The sequence below is a fragment of the Streptosporangiales bacterium genome (assembly GCA_009379825.1).
Taxonomy (GTDB): Bacteria; Actinomycetota; Actinomycetes; order Streptosporangiales; family WHST01; genus WHST01.
In genome coordinates, this window is sequence record WHTA01000004.1 from 143,806 (window position 1) to 159,260 (window position 15,455).

Genomic DNA, 15,455 nt, shown 5'->3' on the forward strand with positions numbered 1-15,455 from the left:
ACTTGCGTGCTGGTTATCTTGCTGCCCAAGGCCGGATCGAGATCGATGACTTCCCGATCCCTGAGCCCGCTGCCGGTGAAGTGCTCGTGCGGATGCGCCGGGCCTCCATCTGTGGCTCCGACCTGCATATGGCGTACGACGGTTTCCACTGCGCGGACGCGATCGGCAGATCCGGATATCCCGGTCACGAGGGCATCGGCGAGGTCGTCGAGAGCAGGTCGCCGAACTTCGCTACCGGACAACGGGTGCTCACCGTGCCGCCCGGTGACTTCGGCGCCTGCTTTGCGGAGTACCAGCTCGTCGACGACCTGCATCTGGTGGCCCTGCCGGACGGTGACGAGCGCAGGTTGTTGATGGCCCAGCAGCTCGGCACCACCATCTTCGCGATGCGCAGGTTCTGGCCGGCGGACAAGGTGGGTACCGGCAAGGTGGCCGCGATCCTCGGCATGGGCTCGGCCGGCCTGTTCTTCCTCCAGCAGGTCCGCCGGCTCGGGTTCGAGCAGGTGCTGGTCTCCGACCTGATCCCTGAGCGCCTGCGAGTGGCGAAGCGGTTGGGTGCCGACGTCGTGGTGCATGCGCCAGGCGAGAGCGTCGCGGAAGCCATCGGCGACGCGTCCGCCGGTCGAGGAGCCGACCTCGTCATCGAGGCAGCGGGCTTCGACAAGCTGCGGGCGGAGGCCGTCGAGGCGGTCGCCGACCACGGCACCGTCGGCTGTTTCGGCTTCCCCGAGCGCGACGGTGACGCGCCGTACCCGTCGTTCACGGCGTTCCGCAAGGCGGCGACTATCGCCTGGATTTCCGGTGCCCAGGCGGAACCCGGCCTGGTCTCGTTCCGCGAGGCGCTGGCCGGTATCAACGACGGCACCTACGAGGTCGACTACTGCGGCGAGCCCAGTTACCCGCTGGAACGGATAGCCGAGGCGATGGCATTGGCCAGAAACGATGGCGACCGCACGATAAAGGTCGGCATCGACATCGGACCCTGACGACCCTATACCAGGACGCGCCGGCCAACGTGAAGGGATGTGCTTGTATCGCCACTGTGGGTAGTGGGATGATCGCGGATCGATAATCCCGCACGAAGCAGGGACGGAGGGGGGCTCCATAATGGACACCTTGATCCAAGGTCTTGGTGATGCTTGGTCGGCCATCGCGGTCTTTGTACCCAAGCTCATCGGGTTCTTGGTCATCCTGTTCATCGGTTGGCTGATCGCGAAGGGTGTTTCCAAAGCGCTAGGTGCGCTGCTGAAACGCCTGGGCTTCGGCAGGCTGCTCGACAAGGCAGGACTGGGGAACCTGGCGAGGAACTCGGCCGTAGACCCGGCCGGCATCATCGTGAAGATCGTGTACTACTTCATCCTGCTGATCGCGCTCCAGTGGGCGTTCAGCGTCTTCGGCACGAACAACCCGGTGAGCGGACTGCTCAACCAGGTGATCGCCTACCTGCCGAGGATCGCCATCGCGGTCGTTCTCATCGTCGTGGCCGCGGCCGTCGCCGGGGTGTTGCGCGACCTGATCCGGTCCGCGTTGGCCGGCCGGCCGTTCGGTCCGATGGTCGGCACGATCGTGTTCGCGTTCGTGGTGGCACTCGGCGTCATCGCTGCGGTGAACCAGCTCGGTATCGGTCTCGCGGTGACGACTCCCGTGCTCGTCGCCGTACTGGCGACCATCGGTGGGATCCTCGTGGTCGGCGTCGGTGGCGGACTCATCCGGCCGATGCAGAGCCGTTGGGACAACTGGCTGAACCGCGCCGAGCGCGAGCTGTCCGAAGGTTCCGCACCGCGTACGCAGGAGATGCCGCAGACGACCGGCGAGCAGATTCCGTAACGCATACGAGGTCATTCGAAGGGGCGGTCGCGGCAGCGACCGCCCCTTCATCGTTGGTCGCGGCGTAACGGATGGTCGGCCGGTATCTCGACGAGGACGATGCGAATACCGTCCGGATCTGCCAGCCACATCTCGACCAGTCCCCAGGGTTCTCGCTGCGGCGGCCGGATGACATCGGCGCCCGCCGTCCGCAGTCGTCGGTGTTCTGCCTCGACGTCCCGTACCTGCAGCCACAACGCGACGTCGTCGCGCTCGGTCGGCTGGCTGCCGCTGCCGGACACCTCGAGGAAACCCTGGCCGAGGAAGAACACCACACCCGGATCACTGGCCGGCCCGAACTCGCGGTAGACGGCGAGGCCGAGCACGTCGCGGTAGAACGTGCGGCTGCGCTGCGGGTCGGCCGGGCGGATCAACACCCGGCTGCTGAGTACCTCCATCCGCACACCTCCTTCGCTGGTTGTCGACTCTAGGCCGCCGTGGCCGGAACAGGCCACGACGTACACGGTTGTTCGGCGGCTGCCGGGGTGTCGAACAACGTCGCCGCCGCATAGGCATGACTCGTCCGATCACCTACGAAGGGGCAGATGCAGTCGTGTCCGTAACCAGGTCGGTGCTCACCGGCATCGCGGCGGCCGCCAGCAGCATGGCGTTGCTCGGCGTCGCCATGCCGGCACACGCCGACGTCAGCAGTGAGAAGCGGGTCGTCACCTGCGTGCTGAAACGCGGCGGCGGCGCGGAGTGCAAGCCAGGCCGGCTGCGCGCGGCGGACTACACGGCGGTGGCGCGTTTCTACCAACACCCGAACTACAAGGGCAAGATGCACGAGTACCTGCTGCCGAGTCTTGAGGCGAAGTGCACGTCGGCCTACGACGACGAGTATCACGCCAACATCCCGCACGGCACGTTCTGGGACAACCGGATCAGCTCGGTCGACACCGCGTTCGACCGCGCCAGCCGCCGCGCCAAGTGCGACGTCAAGCTGTACGACGGTCATCACCTCCACGCCGGCCGCAAGGGCAGCACCACGTGGATCCACGAGCACCCGCGGCTCAGTCGGCTCGGTGACGGGTTCGACAACAGGGCCAGCTCGTTCCGAGTTTCCTGACCAGAAAGGACCTTCCCTCCAGTCATGTCAGCACACATCAAGCTCATCGTGAGACGTATCGCAGTACCAGCCATCGCCGTCGCAGTCGCGCTCATCACCGCGGCGCCCGCGCAGGCCGCGCCGGCGGGAGCAGCGCGGAACCGCGAGCGGAGATCGGCCTGCAGTGCGTACTGAAGCCTGGCGGCGGTGCGAACTGCGAGCCGAACGCCGTCAAGGGACCGGCGGTCGCCAAGCTCTACCAGCACCCCGAGTACAAGGGCTACTATCTCCGGCTGCACCTGCCCAAGGGCAAGCAGAGGTGCACGTCGCGCTACGACAAGGAGTACAGCTGGAACATCTGGCACGGCACGTACTTCGACAACCGCATCAGCTCGGTCGACACCAGCTTCAGTGCCGCCAGCAGGAACGCCAAGTGCGACGTCAAGCTGTACGACGGCCACAAGCTCAACCCCGACTTCGGCAAGGGCAGCACTACGTGGATCCACGAGCACCCGCGGCTCAGTCGGCTCGGTAACGGGTTCTACAACAGGGCCAGCTCACTGCGGGTGTCCTGACCTGCGAACCAGTCCTGGCCGCGGGCAGCGGTCAGGACGGGTCGTAGCTCTCCGCCATCAGCTGCCACTGGTAGAGCGTGAGGCCGATCATCCCGGCCGTCAGCGCTGCGGCCGGCACCAAGCGGTGCTTCCAGGCAGCTATGACACTGCCGGTGAGCAGGACGGATGCGACGGCGTTCACCGCCGCCACCCGGTCCAGCTGCCCGGCTTCGAGCCATTGTTCCTCACCGAGCATGGCTCGGGTCGCCCAGTTGCTGTCGTCCGCCGGTGCGGGGAACACCACGGCGTTCAGCGTCATCCACCCGACGACTGCGGCGAAGTGGCTCGGGCGGCGCGTCCAGAAGGGCACCAGGATCAGCGGCGTGGTCAGCAGCCGGCTCCAGGCGCTCCACGGATTGCTGTGTCGCTCGAAGACCAGTCGACGGAGACGGGCAAGGGACTCTGCCATATCCCCAGGGTAGGAGCGCGGCCTAGGCCGGCGGCAGGTGACCGTCGATGACCTGGTTGGTCTCGACGGTGCGCGGAGCCGCGTGCCAGTGGCTGCCTTCCTGGCAGTACCAGACCCGGTAGAGCGTGCGCCGGTCACCGTGGCTGCGGGCAGCGATCACGGCTTCGCCGTGGCTGTGGTACCACAGCAGGCCGTCGCAGCTTGGCGGCTGGAACGAAACCTCGTCCGACGTCGTGGCGGATAGCGGATGGGAAGGCGAAGCCTGTTCTGTCACCGAGGTCACCCGTAACAGCTGAGCAAGTTTGCAGCGGACTCAGCCCACCCGGTCAGGGTAGGCACCGCAGAATCATAGACAGCAGTTCGCCAAAGCCCAACCGAATCGCATCCGAGTGTACGGACCAGCTCCAGTGCTCACGCTGTGTTGGGCAACCGTCGTGCGTTACTCGACGGTACCGTCGTCGAGCGGTAGGACGTCAGACAGCCAGGGGAACACCCACTCGACGCACGCAAAGACCACTGCGTCGGCGAGCACGACGAGGATGACGACCTTCACCGGCCGTGGACCTGGTAACGCGCGCCAGAGTGCTGCGTACATCAGCGCCTCCCGCGGAAGACCGATGGCTCTGGGCCGACGTCGCGCAGCTCGCGTCGTTCGCCGTTTTCGGTCTCACCTTCGCGGTACGCTTGCTTGGTGCGTTGTTCTTCGGCTCCCTGGGCGACCGGATCGGGCGGCAGCGGACCCTCGCCCTCGTCGTGCTGCTGATCTCGGGTGCGACGCTGCTGATCGGGTTGCTCCCTACGCACGCAACCGTCGGCGTGCTCGCCCCGATCCTGCTGGTGTTGTTACGTACGGCGCAGGGCTTCTCCGCGGGCGGCGAGACCGGCAACGCGTACACTTTCCTGACCGAGTACGCGCCCGAACACCGGCGCGGCTTCTTCACCAGCTTCGGCAACGTCTCTGCGTTCCTCGGTGCGCTGCTCGGTTCGAGCATCGTGACGGTCGAGTACCTCGTGCTCAGCGATGCCGCGATGGAGAGCTGGGGCTGGCGACTGCCGTTCCTCATCGCCGGGCCGATCGGCGTCATCGGGCTCTACCTACGCCTCAAGCTGGAGGACACGCCGCACTTCAAGGCGCTGGACGCGGAAGGCGCGGTCGAGCAGGCACCGCTGCGCGGAGCGCTTCGCACCGAGTGGCGTCCGATCATCCGCTGTGGCCTGATCGGCGCGATGCACGGAGTCGGCTTCTACATGGTCCTCACGTACATCCCCAGCTACCTCGCGGAGAAGGAGGCCGTCGGGTCTGCAGGCGCGTTCGTCGCCACCATGACGGCCCTCGTGGTCGCGATCGCGGTGTTGCCGCTGACCGGCTACCTGTCCGACCGCATCGGCCGGCGCAAGGTCACGATCGCTGCCTGCGTGGGCTATCTGCTGCTCTCCTACCCGGCGTTCTCGTTGATGCTCAGCGGGGAGCTGGCCAAGGCGATCCTCGGTGCGATATTCGGCATCTACGGGCGCGCCGTTCGCCTTCATGGCGGAGCTGTTTCCCACCGAGAGGCGGGTCAGTTCGTTCTCCCTCGGCTACAACATCTTCGTCGCGGCACTGGGTGGTACGACCCCGTTCATCGCCGCGTTCCTCGTGTCGCGCACCGCAACGAGCTGTCGCCCACCTGGTACCTGGGGGCGGTCGCCGTGCTGGCGCTGGTCTCCGCGCTGCTCAGCAAAGAGACCGCAGGACGTCCGTTGCGTCGCGCCTGACCGGAAGAGGAGTCGCTACGGGGTGGCTGGTTTGTTCAGGGCGCTGCCGGCTACCCACGACTTCCAGGACTTCTGCCAGTAGCCCCAGCCGTTGTTCCACTCCAGTTTGCGCGGGGTGCCTTTGAGGATGACGACGTCGCCGGGGTGTGTGTAGTTGTAGAACCACTCGGCCTTCGCCGGCGGGGAGTTGATGCAGCCGTGGCTGACGTTCTGGCGGCCCTGTGCCCAGACGGTGCTCGGCATGGAGTGGATGTACTCGCCGCTGTTGGAGATGCGGACGGCGAAGTAGACCACTTCGTCGTAGTAGCCGGGTTCGCCCTTCTCGATGCCGGGCGAGATCATCCGCTCCGGGTTGGACTTGCCCATCGTCAGGTGGACGCCCGAGGTCGTGTAGTACTTCCACACCCCGCCCTGGCCCATGCTCACCGGCCAGCGGTTCACCTTCTTGCCATTCTCGTACACGGTCATGTGGTGCGTCTTCGCGCTCCCCTTGACGATGACGCGCTCGCCGACCTTGTACCTGGCGGAGTAGTTCTTCGCCCCGTAAAGCCCCTTGCCCGCCTTGACGCCGGCCAGGTGCGCCTTCAGCCGGATCTTCTGGTGGGCGGGCCAGTAGTGCTTCGGTCGGTAGACCACCTCGGTGTCACTGGTCCAGTGCCAGGCACCCTCGACCGGCTTCGACATGTCGACGTCGAGCGCGCGCTCCACGGCCGTCTTGTTGGTGATCGGTGCGGTGAAGTTGAGGATGAGCGGGAAGCCGACGCCGACGGTCGAGCCGCTCGGCGCGATGCCGCTCGAGTACGAGAACGCGGTGAACGTGGACGGCGGCGTCAGCGTGCGGAACGTCGAGCTCGCGCTCGTGGCCTCGTGGTCCCGGTTGGCGGCGACCGCGTTGGCGACGTACTTCATGGACGGCTTCATCGACCACCTGGACGTCCAGGTGGTGCGGTCCGCGTTGTAGCTGCCCTCGAGCTCGCGACCGTTCTTCGACTCGACCGAGACGGCGGTGAGCCGCCCGCCCGTGGCGCGGATGACGACCCGGCCGTCCGGGCGCACCTTGCGCGTCTGGTCGGCCGGCTCGATGTTGACACGTGCCTTTGGCGCCGTAGGTGTCGGCGTATGTGTCGCAGCCACCTCACGGGTCGCCGGGCCGCTGCTCCAACCGACGTCGATGTAGGTGAGCGTCAGCAGCGCGGAGAGCACCATGACGGCAGCTACGAAATACCGCGCGTTTGCGGCGTCGTCACGCATGTCCATCCCCGTCGCGAATCCCCGACTTGCCCGAAAGGGCCGAAGACCGAGTACGCCGTCGTCGACGTCTGGTCTGTGCTGAAGGATAGCGGAGCCGTCCGCGGGATGGCCTGCTGACGGCCCGCCGTTATCGAGGCGAGATCGGCTGGACGGGGTCACGCCACTAGCCGTTGTCGTCTTCCTGGTCGTCGGGGCGGGGGCGGTACCACTTCCAGAGGCTGAAGGCGATGAGCAGCAGGGCGAAGATGGTCCCCCACGCCCAGATGGTGAGCATTGCGTTGATCCACACGGTTCACTCCACCGGTTCCGTCACGGTCTGCACGGCGCTGTCCTCGTCCCCTCTCCGGTTCGGGAACGCGATGCTGGCCAGCACCATCGCTGCGACGCCGATGCAGACCGCCCAGGCGCCGGCGGCGAGGGTGCTCTCCTCCACCTCGGCGAGGTGGATCGTCAAGTACGACGCGAGGCCGGCGACGACGGAGATCTTGGCTGCGGTGGCACTCGCCCGGCGCGGCCAGAACAGCCCGACGATGATCGGGCCGAGCGTCGCCGAGGCGACACCGGAGATGCCGATCCAGATGAAGCTGCCGATGAACTCCGGCGGGTCGAGCACCATCAGCGTCGCGATCACGCCGGTCAGCAACGTCACGATCCGGCCGATCCGCAATGCCATCCGGTCCGCGTCGGACGCGGGGGTCGCCAGGTGCCCCCTGCCGACGAGGAACTTGCGGTAGATGTCGTTGGCGATCGACGTCGAGATGACGACGAAGATGCCGTCGCTGGTGGACATGGCCGCCGCGAGCACGGTGACGCCGAACAGGGCGACCATGATGGGCGGGAACGCGGCCTGGACGTACTCGAAGATTGCGCTGTCCGGGTTGTCCAGACCGGGAACGGTCGCGGCCGCGTACAGGCCGCCGAAGATGACGAGCAGGAAGGTCACGGCCGCGGCGACGTAGACGCCGATCATCTTCGCCATGTCGCGCGGTTCCTTCAGCGCGAGCACCTTGTTGAACAGCTGCGGCTGCGACGCGAACGCGAACTGGATGATGAACGCACCGATGATGGCCGGGACGGAGTAGAAGATGCCCGAGTCCGGGTTGACCGTGGAGACCATCTCCGGGCCCTGCTCGGCGAGCTTGGCGGAGACGGTCTCCATCACGTCACCGAAGCCGCCGTTGAACACCCAGAAGCCGGAGGCGAAGACCAGGACGCCGACGACCGCCATGAGGACGGCCTGGAAGGCGTCGGTGTAGATGTCGGCGAACGAGCCACCGCCGACGGTGTAACCGACGACGATCACGGCGATGATGACGAGCCCGACCTTGTAGGGCATGCCCAACAGCTGCTGGAAGATCAGCGCGCCGGCGCTGAACTGCGCCGCGATGTAGAACAGGTTGAACAGCGTGGCGACGGCGACCACCACCCGGACGAAGTCGCTGCCGTACCGGTCCCCCAGCCAGTCCGGCAGGGAGAGCGACTTCTGCGCGACGTTCCTGCTCCGCGCGCGTTTGGCGACGACGATCAGGCCGAGCGGCGAGGCGAGGATGAGCGTCAGGAAGATCCAGAGCGAGGACAGCCCCCAGCCGTACGCCCATCCGGTGTAGCCGACGAAGGTTGCGGCGCTGAAGAACGTTGCCGCGAACGCGAGCCCGAGGACGACCGGGCCCATCTTCGCGCCGGCGATCGCGAAGTCCGCCATGTTGGTGGTCTTCTTGTAACCCAGATAGCCGAGGGTCAACATGACGACGAGGAAGAGGACGAGACCAATCGCCATGTAGGTCTGGGTGGTGTTCATGCCGCTCCCTGTGTCATCCGGAGGTCGTCGGCGGCGGACAGCAGCAGCTCCGCCGCGTCGGCGCGCGCGATGAGCTGGGTGCCGACCGGCAGGCCGGCCACCGTACCGGTCGGCACGGAGACAGCCGGGAGGCCGAGCAGGTTCCACGGTGAGGTGAGTGAGAGCAGTGCGTCCCGCGTGCCGACCGTCGAGCCGAGGATGTCGACCTCGCGTTGCTGCAGCTGCGGCGCGACGATCGGCACGGTCGGCAGGGCGAGTATCTGGTGGTCGTCGAGCAGCTCGAGGACTGTGGCGCGCAACCGGTCCCGTTGCTCGATTCCCCAGGCGTGACGTGCCGCCGGTGTGTGGCTCGCGCCGCGCAGCCGGTCGAGCACCTCGGGGTCGTAGAGCTCGGGGCTATTCGCCATCATGTCGGCGTGCACCCCGGCCACCTCGTACGTCTGCACCGCGAGGAACGCCTCGCGCGTCTCGGTGGCCGCCGGCCACGTCACCTCGTCGACCTGGCCGAGTGCCTCGCGTGCGACCTGTTGTACGGCGGGATCGACGCCGACGTCGCTGAACGGTCGCAGCCAGGCGATCCGGGTCGGCGTCGGCGCGTTCGCGGCTGGGCCCGGCGGCAGGCCGGCGAGCGTGCGCCAGGTGTGCAGGCAGTCGGCTGCGGTGCCGGCCAGCACTCCGACGGTGTCGAGCGAGCCGGCGACCGGGAACACCCCGTCGGTCGGCACGGTGCCGTACGCCGGCTTGAACCCGACCACGCCGCACAGCGCGGCCGGGATACGTACTGAGCCGCCGGTGTCGGTGCCGAGAGCGACCGGGACCATGCCGGCGGCGACCGCCGACGCGCTGCCGCTGCTCGAACCACCTGACATCCGCCCGGGGTCGTGCGGGTTGCGGGTCGCGCCGGTGGCCGAACGGTCCCCTGTGGGACCGAAGGCGAACTGGTGCGTCGTGGTCTTGCCGACGATGACCGCGCCGGCGGCGCGCAGCCGCCGCACGCACTCGGCGTCGGTCGTGGCGACGCGGTCCGCCAGGTGCGCCGAGCCCATGGTGGCGGGCAGGCTCGCGACGTCGACGATGTCCTTGACCGCCACCGGGATACCGTGCAGCGGCCCGCGGTCGATCCCGCTCGCGCGCTCCTCGTCCGCTTGCTGTGCCGCGGCCGTCGCACCGTCCTGGTCGACCGCTGCGAACGCGTTGAGCACCGGGTCGAGCTCGGCGATCGCGGCCAGCGAGTGGCGTACCAGCTCGGTCGAGGACGCGCCGCTGGCGTGCAGGTCGGCGAGCGCGCGGCCGACGAAGTAGCCGCGGCGCACAGCAGGCAGGTGCGCGTCGGCGCCGTCGTGGGGGGACATCCGGCTCCTTCGAGTAACCCAAACGTTTGGCCCAAACGTTTGGGTTATCCTGGCGAGTATCTTCTGAGTTGTCAATGCCCGCCCGAAGAGAGGACTGCGTGCCACGCCAGGGTCGACCGGTCACGCTGCGAGTCATCGCCGAGCGGCTCGGCCTGGATGTCTCGACCGTCTCGCGCGTCCTGAACGGCCCGGAGAACGCGAAGACCGGCGCCGCCTCCGCGGACACCGCCGAGCAGATCCGGCAGGTCGCCGCCGACCTGGGCTACCGCAGCAACCCGCATGCGACCAGCCTGCGCACCGGGTGCAGCCACCTCATCGGCGTGCTGGTCCCCAAGCTCACCGACCTCGTGCTCGCCACCATCTACGAGGGCGTCGAGGAGGCCGCGACCCAGTACGGGCTGTCCGCCTTCGTCGCCAACACCCGCGACGACCCCGCCACCCAGCGGGCACGTACGGAGATGATGCTGGCCCGCCGGGTGGACGGGCTGATCTTCGGCGACGCCCACGTCGACGCGAGCTTCCTCGATGAGGTCGCCGGCCGGGGGACCAGGTTCGTGCTCGCCAGCCGCCGGGCCGGCGACCACACCTCGGTCACCTGCGACGACTACCTCGGCGGGCGGCTGGCGGCCGAGCACCTGCGCGAGCTCGGACACGAGCACGTTGCCGTGATCGCCGGCGAGCCGCACGCAAGCACCGGCATCGACCGCACCACCGGGTTCACCGACTACTACCGTGACTGCGGGTTGCCCGTCCCGACCGACCGGGTGCTGCACTCCCGGTTCGACACCGCAGGCGGCCACGAAGCGGCGGCGAAACTGCTGAACGAGCAGGACCGGCCGACCGCGATATTCGCGGTGAACGACTTCGCCGCCATCGGAGCCGCCGGCTCCGCCCGCGAGCGTGGGCTCTGGTTGGGGCAGGACGTCGCCGTCGTCGGGTTCAACGACGTACCGCTCGCCGCCGAGCTGCCGGTACCGCTGACCACCGTGCGGTCCCCGATGTACGACATCGGTAGCCGGGCCACCGAGCTGCTCGTGCAGATGCTCGCCGGTGAGCAGCCGGAGTCCGAGCGGCTGGCGCCGGAGCTCGTCGTCCGCGCGTCCACCTGCGCGCCGCCGCAGCGGCGGTAGTGCCGCGGAGAATGGCGGAAGAAATCTCGGCCGCGTTGTCGATCTGGGGCGGGCCCGTTCGGCGAACAGGGTGAGAGGCGGGGAGCGTCCCCGCCCACCGGACACAGGAGGAACCACCATGCCGCGCTATCTCGCGATCGTCCACCACGACGAGAACGCCCCTGTCGAGGTCAAGCCGGAGCTCGCCGCCCGGATGAGCGCCCTGTACGAGGAGATCACCAAGGCCGGCGTGATGCTGGACATGGGCGAGCTGACGTCGACCAAGCAGAGCACGAAGATCGTCGCCAACGACGGCAAGACCAGCTACGTCGACGGGCCGTTCACCGAGGCCAAGGAAGTCGTCGGCGGGTACTCGATCGTCCAGGCCAGGGACAAGGCGGAAGCGCTGGAGTGGACCAGGCGCTTCGCCGAGATCCAGTCGTACGTGGGGCCCCTGACGATCGAGGTCCGCGAGATCGTCGAAGGCTCCGACTAGCAGCCATGACCGAGGACCACGCGACCAGGGCGGTCGAGGCGGCGTACCGGATCGACGCCGCGAAGATCATCGCCGGCGTCACGCGGATCGTCGGTGACGTCGGCATCGCCGAAGAGATCGCGCAGGACGCACTGGTCGCCGCGATGGAGAAGTGGCCGGAGTCAGGCGTCCCGGACCGGCCGGGCGCCTGGCTCATGGCCATCGCCAGGTACAAGGCCGTCGACCTCGTGCGCCGTAAGGACACCTACGCACGCAAGCTGGCGGAGATCGGCAGGTCGCTCGAGGACATGCCCTCGGCCGCCGTCGACGTCGACGACATCGAGGACGACCTGCTGCGGCTGATCTTCACCGCCTGCCACCCGGTGCTGTCCACGCAGGCGCGGATCGCGTTGACGATACGGCTGCTCGGCGGGTTGACGACCGACGAGATCGCGCGTGCGTACGTGACGTCCGAGGCGGCGGTCGCGCAGCGCATCGTCCGCGCGAAGCGCACGCTCGCCGAGGCCCGCGTCCCGTTCGAGGTGCCGTACGGGGCCGACCGGGAGGAGCGGTTGTCGTCGGTCCTCGAGGTCATCTACCTGATCTTCAACGAGGGGTACGCCGCCACGTCCGGTGAGGACCTGCTGCGTCCCGCGTTGTGCGAGGACGCGCTGCGACTGGCCAGGGTGCTGGCCGGCCTGATGCCGGACGAGCCCGAGGTGCACGGCCTGGTCGCGCTGCTTGAGTTCCAGTCGTCCAGGCTCGCCGCACGGATTCGCCCCGACGGCGAGCCTGTGCTGCTGGCCGACCAGGACCGGTCGAAGTGGAACCAGCTGTTGATCGGCCGCGGCGTGGACGCCCTGTTCCGCGCGGGCAACGGGCCGTACTCCCTGCAGGCGGCCATCGCGGGCTGCCACGCCAGAGCCGTCCGCTACGCGGACACCGACTGGGCGATGATCGCCGCACTTTACGGCCGCCTGGCGACGTTGACGCGGTCGCCGGTGGTCGAGCTCAACCGCGCGGTGGCGGTCTCGATGGTCGACGGCCCGGCGGCGGGGCTCGAGCTCGTGGACGCGGTCGCGGCCGAGCTCGATGCCAAGAACTACCACCTGCTGCCGAGCGTCCGCGGAGATCTGCTCGAGCGGCTCGGCCGCCCGGCGGAAGCCCGCGCCGAGTTCGAGCGGGCCGCATCGATGGCCCGTAACGAGCGCGAGCGCGACCTGCTCAGGCAGCGCGCCGAGCGGTGTACCTCGCCCTGACGACCGGCCCCAAGGCGCATGTCGTCTCCACTAGACCCGCGGCCCGTGATGCTGCGTGCAGTCTCTCGTTCGTTGACAGGTCTTGGGGCCTAGGCGTGCGCGTCCTGGTGGTCGGTGGCGGGCTCGCGGGCACTGCCGTTGCGTTGGCGTTGCGGCAGGCCGGGCTCGAGGTGATGGTGTGCGAAGCCACCCCCGTCGCGTCGGAAGCGACCGGCGCCTTCCTCACCGTCGCGAGCAACGGGATGCTCGCGCTGGCGCAGCTGGGCGTCGCCGCCGCCGGCTTCGCGTTGACGTCGATGCGGGTGCGCGACGACGGCGACGTAGAGGTCGCCGCACGAGCGTTGGACGATGCGGGCGGACCTGCGACCAGGTACCAGTGTCTGCACCGGGCCGACCTCGTCGACGTGATGCGCTCGGCGGTGGCCGGCCGCGGGGCCGAGCTGCACCACGGCCGGAGACTGGTCGCGGTGGCGGAGTCCGCGGATGCCGTACGAGCCACCTTCGCCGACGGCGCGGTGGCGGACGCCGACCTGCTCGTCGGCGCCGCCGGCCTTGTGGTCGACGACGCGCGGCCTCGTCGACCCCGACGCAGCGCAGCCGCGGTACGCGGGGCAGCGCGTCTTCTACGGCTACGCCGACGGCGTCGATGCCGGCACACCGCACCAGTTCGACGCCTACCCGGGAACGGGTGACTGTGCCTTCGACCTGTTCCGCGCCCCGGCGGGCCGGGTCTTCTGGTACGCGAGGATCACCGGCCAGGCGCTCCCGTCCGGCGAGCCGACCGTGACCGACCCGGACGTATGGCGGGAGTGGCTGCTGCCGCGGGTTCCGCCAGGCGTGCCTGCCCGGGTCGTCCGTGCCACGGCCTGCTGGCCACCGACGCCCGGGACCTCCCGTCGGTGCGGCACTGGCGCAGTCACCGGGTGGTCCTCGTCGGTGACGCCGCGCACGCCGCGTCGCCAGCGACCTGCCGACCAGGGCGCGTCGATGGCTGCCGAGGACGCCGTCGTCCTCGGCAAGCCACTGCGCGACCTGCCGACCCTCGACACCGCCCTGGAACGCTACGAACGCGCCCGCCGCCAGCGAGTCGAGGACAACGTGATCGCGAGCACTCGAATGACCGGCCGCCCGCCGACAACCGAGCGCCGTACAGACCTACCCGATGGGGACGCGCAACCCGGCCTACCAACCCTCCTGGACTGGCCAACACCTCTGCCCGAGTGACCAGTGGGGTCGGCTGGATCTGCTCGAACGGATGGCGAGGTCGTCGGCGGCCGACTTCTCGTCTTCGGCGGAGTGCCTATAGCCGACCTATGCCGGTGACCGCCACCATCTCATTGCGTCGGCAACTGTCCGGCGTATACGCGCGGCGACAAGGGATTCGAAGGCACGGTCGGTGGCCGATCAGCCGGTGGGTGCAGAGGAGGCCGGACCGTGACATCGACCCCACCAGTCGACCCGCAGGAGTCGTCGTCGTTCGACCCCGCGGACCCGCCACTATGGGCGCCGCACTACAGGTGCTCACCAGGCGATGCGGTCCGCAGGTTCTTCAGGAAGTACGCTGACTTCACCGGACGGGCCAGCCGCAGCGAGTACTGGTGGTGGCAGCTCGTGAGCCTCGTCGGGGGCCTCGCGCTGTACCTCCTGGCCCTGCTCGCCGGTATCCCAGGTACGGACTCGGCCGGGCCAGGGCCAGGCCGGTTCGTCGGCGTCGGCGTCGCCGCCCTGTGTCTGCTCGCCATCGTCGTGCCACACATCACGTTGACCGTGCGCCGACTGCACGATGTCAACCTCAGCGGTCTGCTCGTAATCCTCGGCCTGATCCCGTACGTGGGCTGGCTGATCATGCTCGTCATCGCCCTGTTGCCGCCGATCCCACAAGGCGCACGGTTCGACGACCCCTGGTACCGCATCACCCGAGAGGGCTATTCGACGACCCATACCCTGGACCCCACCCGGGAGTGACGGCCGATGGCTCGCGTCGCATCGACAGGGACCAGTGCCCATGCCACCCGGCGGGAGCGCTGCTCAGCACACAGCGCGTTGATGTCGGCGGCTCCGCTGCTGATAGCCGTCGAGCGCCCGAGCGCTGGGAAACAGAAGAACCTCTCGCCGTCGACCTAGATCGACAGTTGAACATCGGTGCCAACAAACAAATCCCCCACCGGGCAAAGTTTGCTGGTGAGGGGCCTGTGGTGGGTGGCGCGCTCGGAGGGATTCGAACCCCCAACCTTCTGATCCGTAGGTCCCGTTCCTCCCGTATTGACTGGTTTCACCCAGTGCCGGGATCTGCCGTTCCTGCAGGACAGCGCGACTCTCGCGAGCCGGCGCATACCACCCCGTGACAGTCGCGTCCGGAACTCACGGACACCCCACGGACACCCGTCCTCGATGGATTACAGGCCGGCCTGGCCGAGCCTGGTGAGGAAGCTCGGTTTGCGAGCGTGCTGCGCGCGGAGTCGCCGCATCTCCTGCTCGAAGTCTTGAACGCCGCCCACTCGTTCGCCGAGGGCCCGCAGGTC

The 15,455-nt window shown here is 68.3% G+C and carries 16 protein-coding genes; 10 read left to right on the forward strand and 6 right to left on the reverse strand.

Annotated elements, in window-relative coordinates; all coding sequences use genetic code 11:
- Positions 1 to 2: 2 nt before the first annotated feature.
- Complete coding sequence (locus GEV07_03650) at positions 3 to 986, forward strand: zinc-binding dehydrogenase (GenBank protein ID MQA01846.1); 984 nt, start codon at positions 3 to 5, stop codon at positions 984 to 986.
- Positions 987 to 1,107: 121 nt separating this feature from the next.
- Positions 1,108 to 1,827, forward strand: coding sequence for a hypothetical protein (locus GEV07_03655; GenBank protein ID MQA01847.1), 720 nt, complete (start codon positions 1,108 to 1,110; stop codon positions 1,825 to 1,827).
- Positions 1,828 to 1,874: 47 nt separating this feature from the next.
- On the opposite strand, the gene GEV07_03660 is transcribed toward GEV07_03655, so the two are convergent.
- Positions 1,875 to 2,264 (reverse strand): VOC family protein, encoded by a 390-nt coding sequence (locus GEV07_03660; GenBank protein MQA01848.1) that lies wholly within the window; start codon positions 2,262 to 2,264, stop codon positions 1,875 to 1,877.
- Positions 2,265 to 2,419: 155 nt separating this feature from the next.
- Between GEV07_03660 and GEV07_03665 the strand changes: the two genes are divergently transcribed.
- Positions 2,420 to 2,932, forward strand: coding sequence for a hypothetical protein (locus GEV07_03665; protein ID MQA01849.1), 513 nt, complete (start codon positions 2,420 to 2,422; stop codon positions 2,930 to 2,932).
- A 585-nt stretch (positions 2,933 to 3,517) separates the two neighbouring features.
- Here GEV07_03665 and GEV07_03670 read toward each other — a convergent pair.
- Both GEV07_03670 and GEV07_03675 read right to left on the reverse strand, forming a co-directional pair.
- Positions 3,518 to 3,934: a hypothetical protein gene (locus tag GEV07_03670; GenBank protein MQA01850.1), complete on the reverse strand. Its 417-nt coding sequence runs from the start codon at positions 3,932 to 3,934 to the stop codon at positions 3,518 to 3,520.
- Positions 3,935 to 3,956: 22 nt separating this feature from the next.
- Positions 3,957 to 4,208: a hypothetical protein gene (locus GEV07_03675; GenBank protein MQA01851.1), complete on the reverse strand. Its 252-nt coding sequence runs from the start codon at positions 4,206 to 4,208 to the stop codon at positions 3,957 to 3,959.
- A 284-nt stretch (positions 4,209 to 4,492) separates the two neighbouring features.
- On the opposite strand from GEV07_03675, the gene GEV07_03680 reads away from it, so the two are divergent.
- Complete coding sequence (locus GEV07_03680) at positions 4,493 to 5,689, forward strand: MFS transporter (GenBank protein ID MQA01852.1); 1,197 nt, start codon at positions 4,493 to 4,495, stop codon at positions 5,687 to 5,689.
- A gap of 15 nt (positions 5,690 to 5,704) precedes the next feature.
- Here the strand turns inward: GEV07_03680 and GEV07_03685 are convergent, their stop codons facing one another.
- The 3 genes from GEV07_03685 to GEV07_03695 all read right to left on the reverse strand — a co-directional run bounded on the left by GEV07_03685 (position 5,705) and on the right by GEV07_03695 (position 10,090).
- Positions 5,705 to 6,946 (reverse strand): L,D-transpeptidase family protein, encoded by a 1,242-nt coding sequence (locus GEV07_03685; protein MQA01853.1) that lies wholly within the window; start codon positions 6,944 to 6,946, stop codon positions 5,705 to 5,707.
- A gap of 286 nt (positions 6,947 to 7,232) precedes the next feature.
- Positions 7,233 to 8,738 (reverse strand): hypothetical protein, encoded by a 1,506-nt coding sequence (locus GEV07_03690; GenBank protein MQA01854.1) that lies wholly within the window; start codon positions 8,736 to 8,738, stop codon positions 7,233 to 7,235.
- Positions 8,735 to 10,090, reverse strand: a complete 1,356-nt coding sequence (locus tag GEV07_03695; GenBank protein ID MQA01855.1) for an amidase — start codon at positions 10,088 to 10,090, stop codon at positions 8,735 to 8,737. The genes GEV07_03690 and GEV07_03695 overlap by 4 nt, the downstream gene beginning before the upstream one ends.
- Before the next feature lie 74 nt (positions 10,091 to 10,164).
- On the opposite strand from GEV07_03695, the gene GEV07_03700 reads away from it, so the two are divergent.
- The 6 genes from GEV07_03700 (at position 10,165) to GEV07_03725 (ending at position 14,898) form a co-directional block, all read left to right on the forward strand.
- Entirely contained in the window at positions 10,165 to 11,220 is a 1,056-nt protein-coding gene (locus GEV07_03700; protein MQA01856.1) for a substrate-binding domain-containing protein, read from the forward strand.
- Between the two features lie 118 nt (positions 11,221 to 11,338).
- On the forward strand, positions 11,339 to 11,695 hold the full coding sequence (locus GEV07_03705) for a transcriptional regulator (protein MQA01857.1): 357 nt from the start codon (positions 11,339 to 11,341) through the stop codon (positions 11,693 to 11,695).
- A 5-nt stretch (positions 11,696 to 11,700) separates the two neighbouring features.
- The gene (locus GEV07_03710; GenBank protein ID MQA01858.1) at positions 11,701 to 12,933 is read left to right on the forward strand and encodes an RNA polymerase subunit sigma-24; all 1,233 of its coding nucleotides are present in this window, start codon (positions 11,701 to 11,703) and stop codon (positions 12,931 to 12,933) included.
- Entirely contained in the window at positions 12,918 to 13,625 is a 708-nt protein-coding gene (locus GEV07_03715) for an FAD-dependent oxidoreductase (GenBank protein ID MQA01859.1), read from the forward strand. The genes GEV07_03710 and GEV07_03715 overlap by 16 nt, the downstream gene beginning before the upstream one ends.
- 295 nt (positions 13,626 to 13,920) lie before the next feature.
- The gene (locus GEV07_03720) at positions 13,921 to 14,157 is read left to right on the forward strand and encodes a hypothetical protein (protein MQA01860.1); all 237 of its coding nucleotides are present in this window, start codon (positions 13,921 to 13,923) and stop codon (positions 14,155 to 14,157) included.
- 210 nt (positions 14,158 to 14,367) lie between these two features.
- Positions 14,368 to 14,898 (forward strand): DUF805 domain-containing protein, encoded by a 531-nt coding sequence (locus GEV07_03725; protein ID MQA01861.1) that lies wholly within the window; start codon positions 14,368 to 14,370, stop codon positions 14,896 to 14,898.
- The last annotated feature ends 557 nt before the right edge of the window (positions 14,899 to 15,455 follow it).

What these genes read in the sequence shown, in the direction of transcription:
- GEV07_03660 (MQA01848.1), bottom strand. Translation starts at nt 2,264, where the DNA reads ATGGAGGTACTCAGCAGCCGGGTGTTGATCCGCCCGGCCGACCCGCAG.
- GEV07_03720 (MQA01860.1), top strand. Translation starts at nt 13,921, where the DNA reads ATGGCTGCCGAGGACGCCGTCGTCCTCGGCAAGCCACTGCGCGACCTG.
- GEV07_03700 (MQA01856.1), top strand. Translation starts at nt 10,165, where the DNA reads ATGCCCGCCCGAAGAGAGGACTGCGTGCCACGCCAGGGTCGACCGGTC.
- GEV07_03705 (MQA01857.1), top strand. Translation starts at nt 11,339, where the DNA reads ATGCCGCGCTATCTCGCGATCGTCCACCACGACGAGAACGCCCCTGTC.
- GEV07_03710 (MQA01858.1), top strand. Translation starts at nt 11,701, where the DNA reads ATGACCGAGGACCACGCGACCAGGGCGGTCGAGGCGGCGTACCGGATC.
- GEV07_03695 (MQA01855.1), bottom strand. Translation starts at nt 10,090, where the DNA reads ATGTCCCCCCACGACGGCGCCGACGCGCACCTGCCTGCTGTGCGCCGC.
- GEV07_03690 (MQA01854.1), bottom strand. Translation starts at nt 8,738, where the DNA reads ATGAACACCACCCAGACCTACATGGCGATTGGTCTCGTCCTCTTCCTC.
- GEV07_03655 (MQA01847.1), top strand. Translation starts at nt 1,108, where the DNA reads ATGGACACCTTGATCCAAGGTCTTGGTGATGCTTGGTCGGCCATCGCG.
- GEV07_03685 (MQA01853.1), bottom strand. Translation starts at nt 6,946, where the DNA reads ATGGACATGCGTGACGACGCCGCAAACGCGCGGTATTTCGTAGCTGCC.
- GEV07_03670 (MQA01850.1), bottom strand. Translation starts at nt 3,934, where the DNA reads ATGGCAGAGTCCCTTGCCCGTCTCCGTCGACTGGTCTTCGAGCGACAC.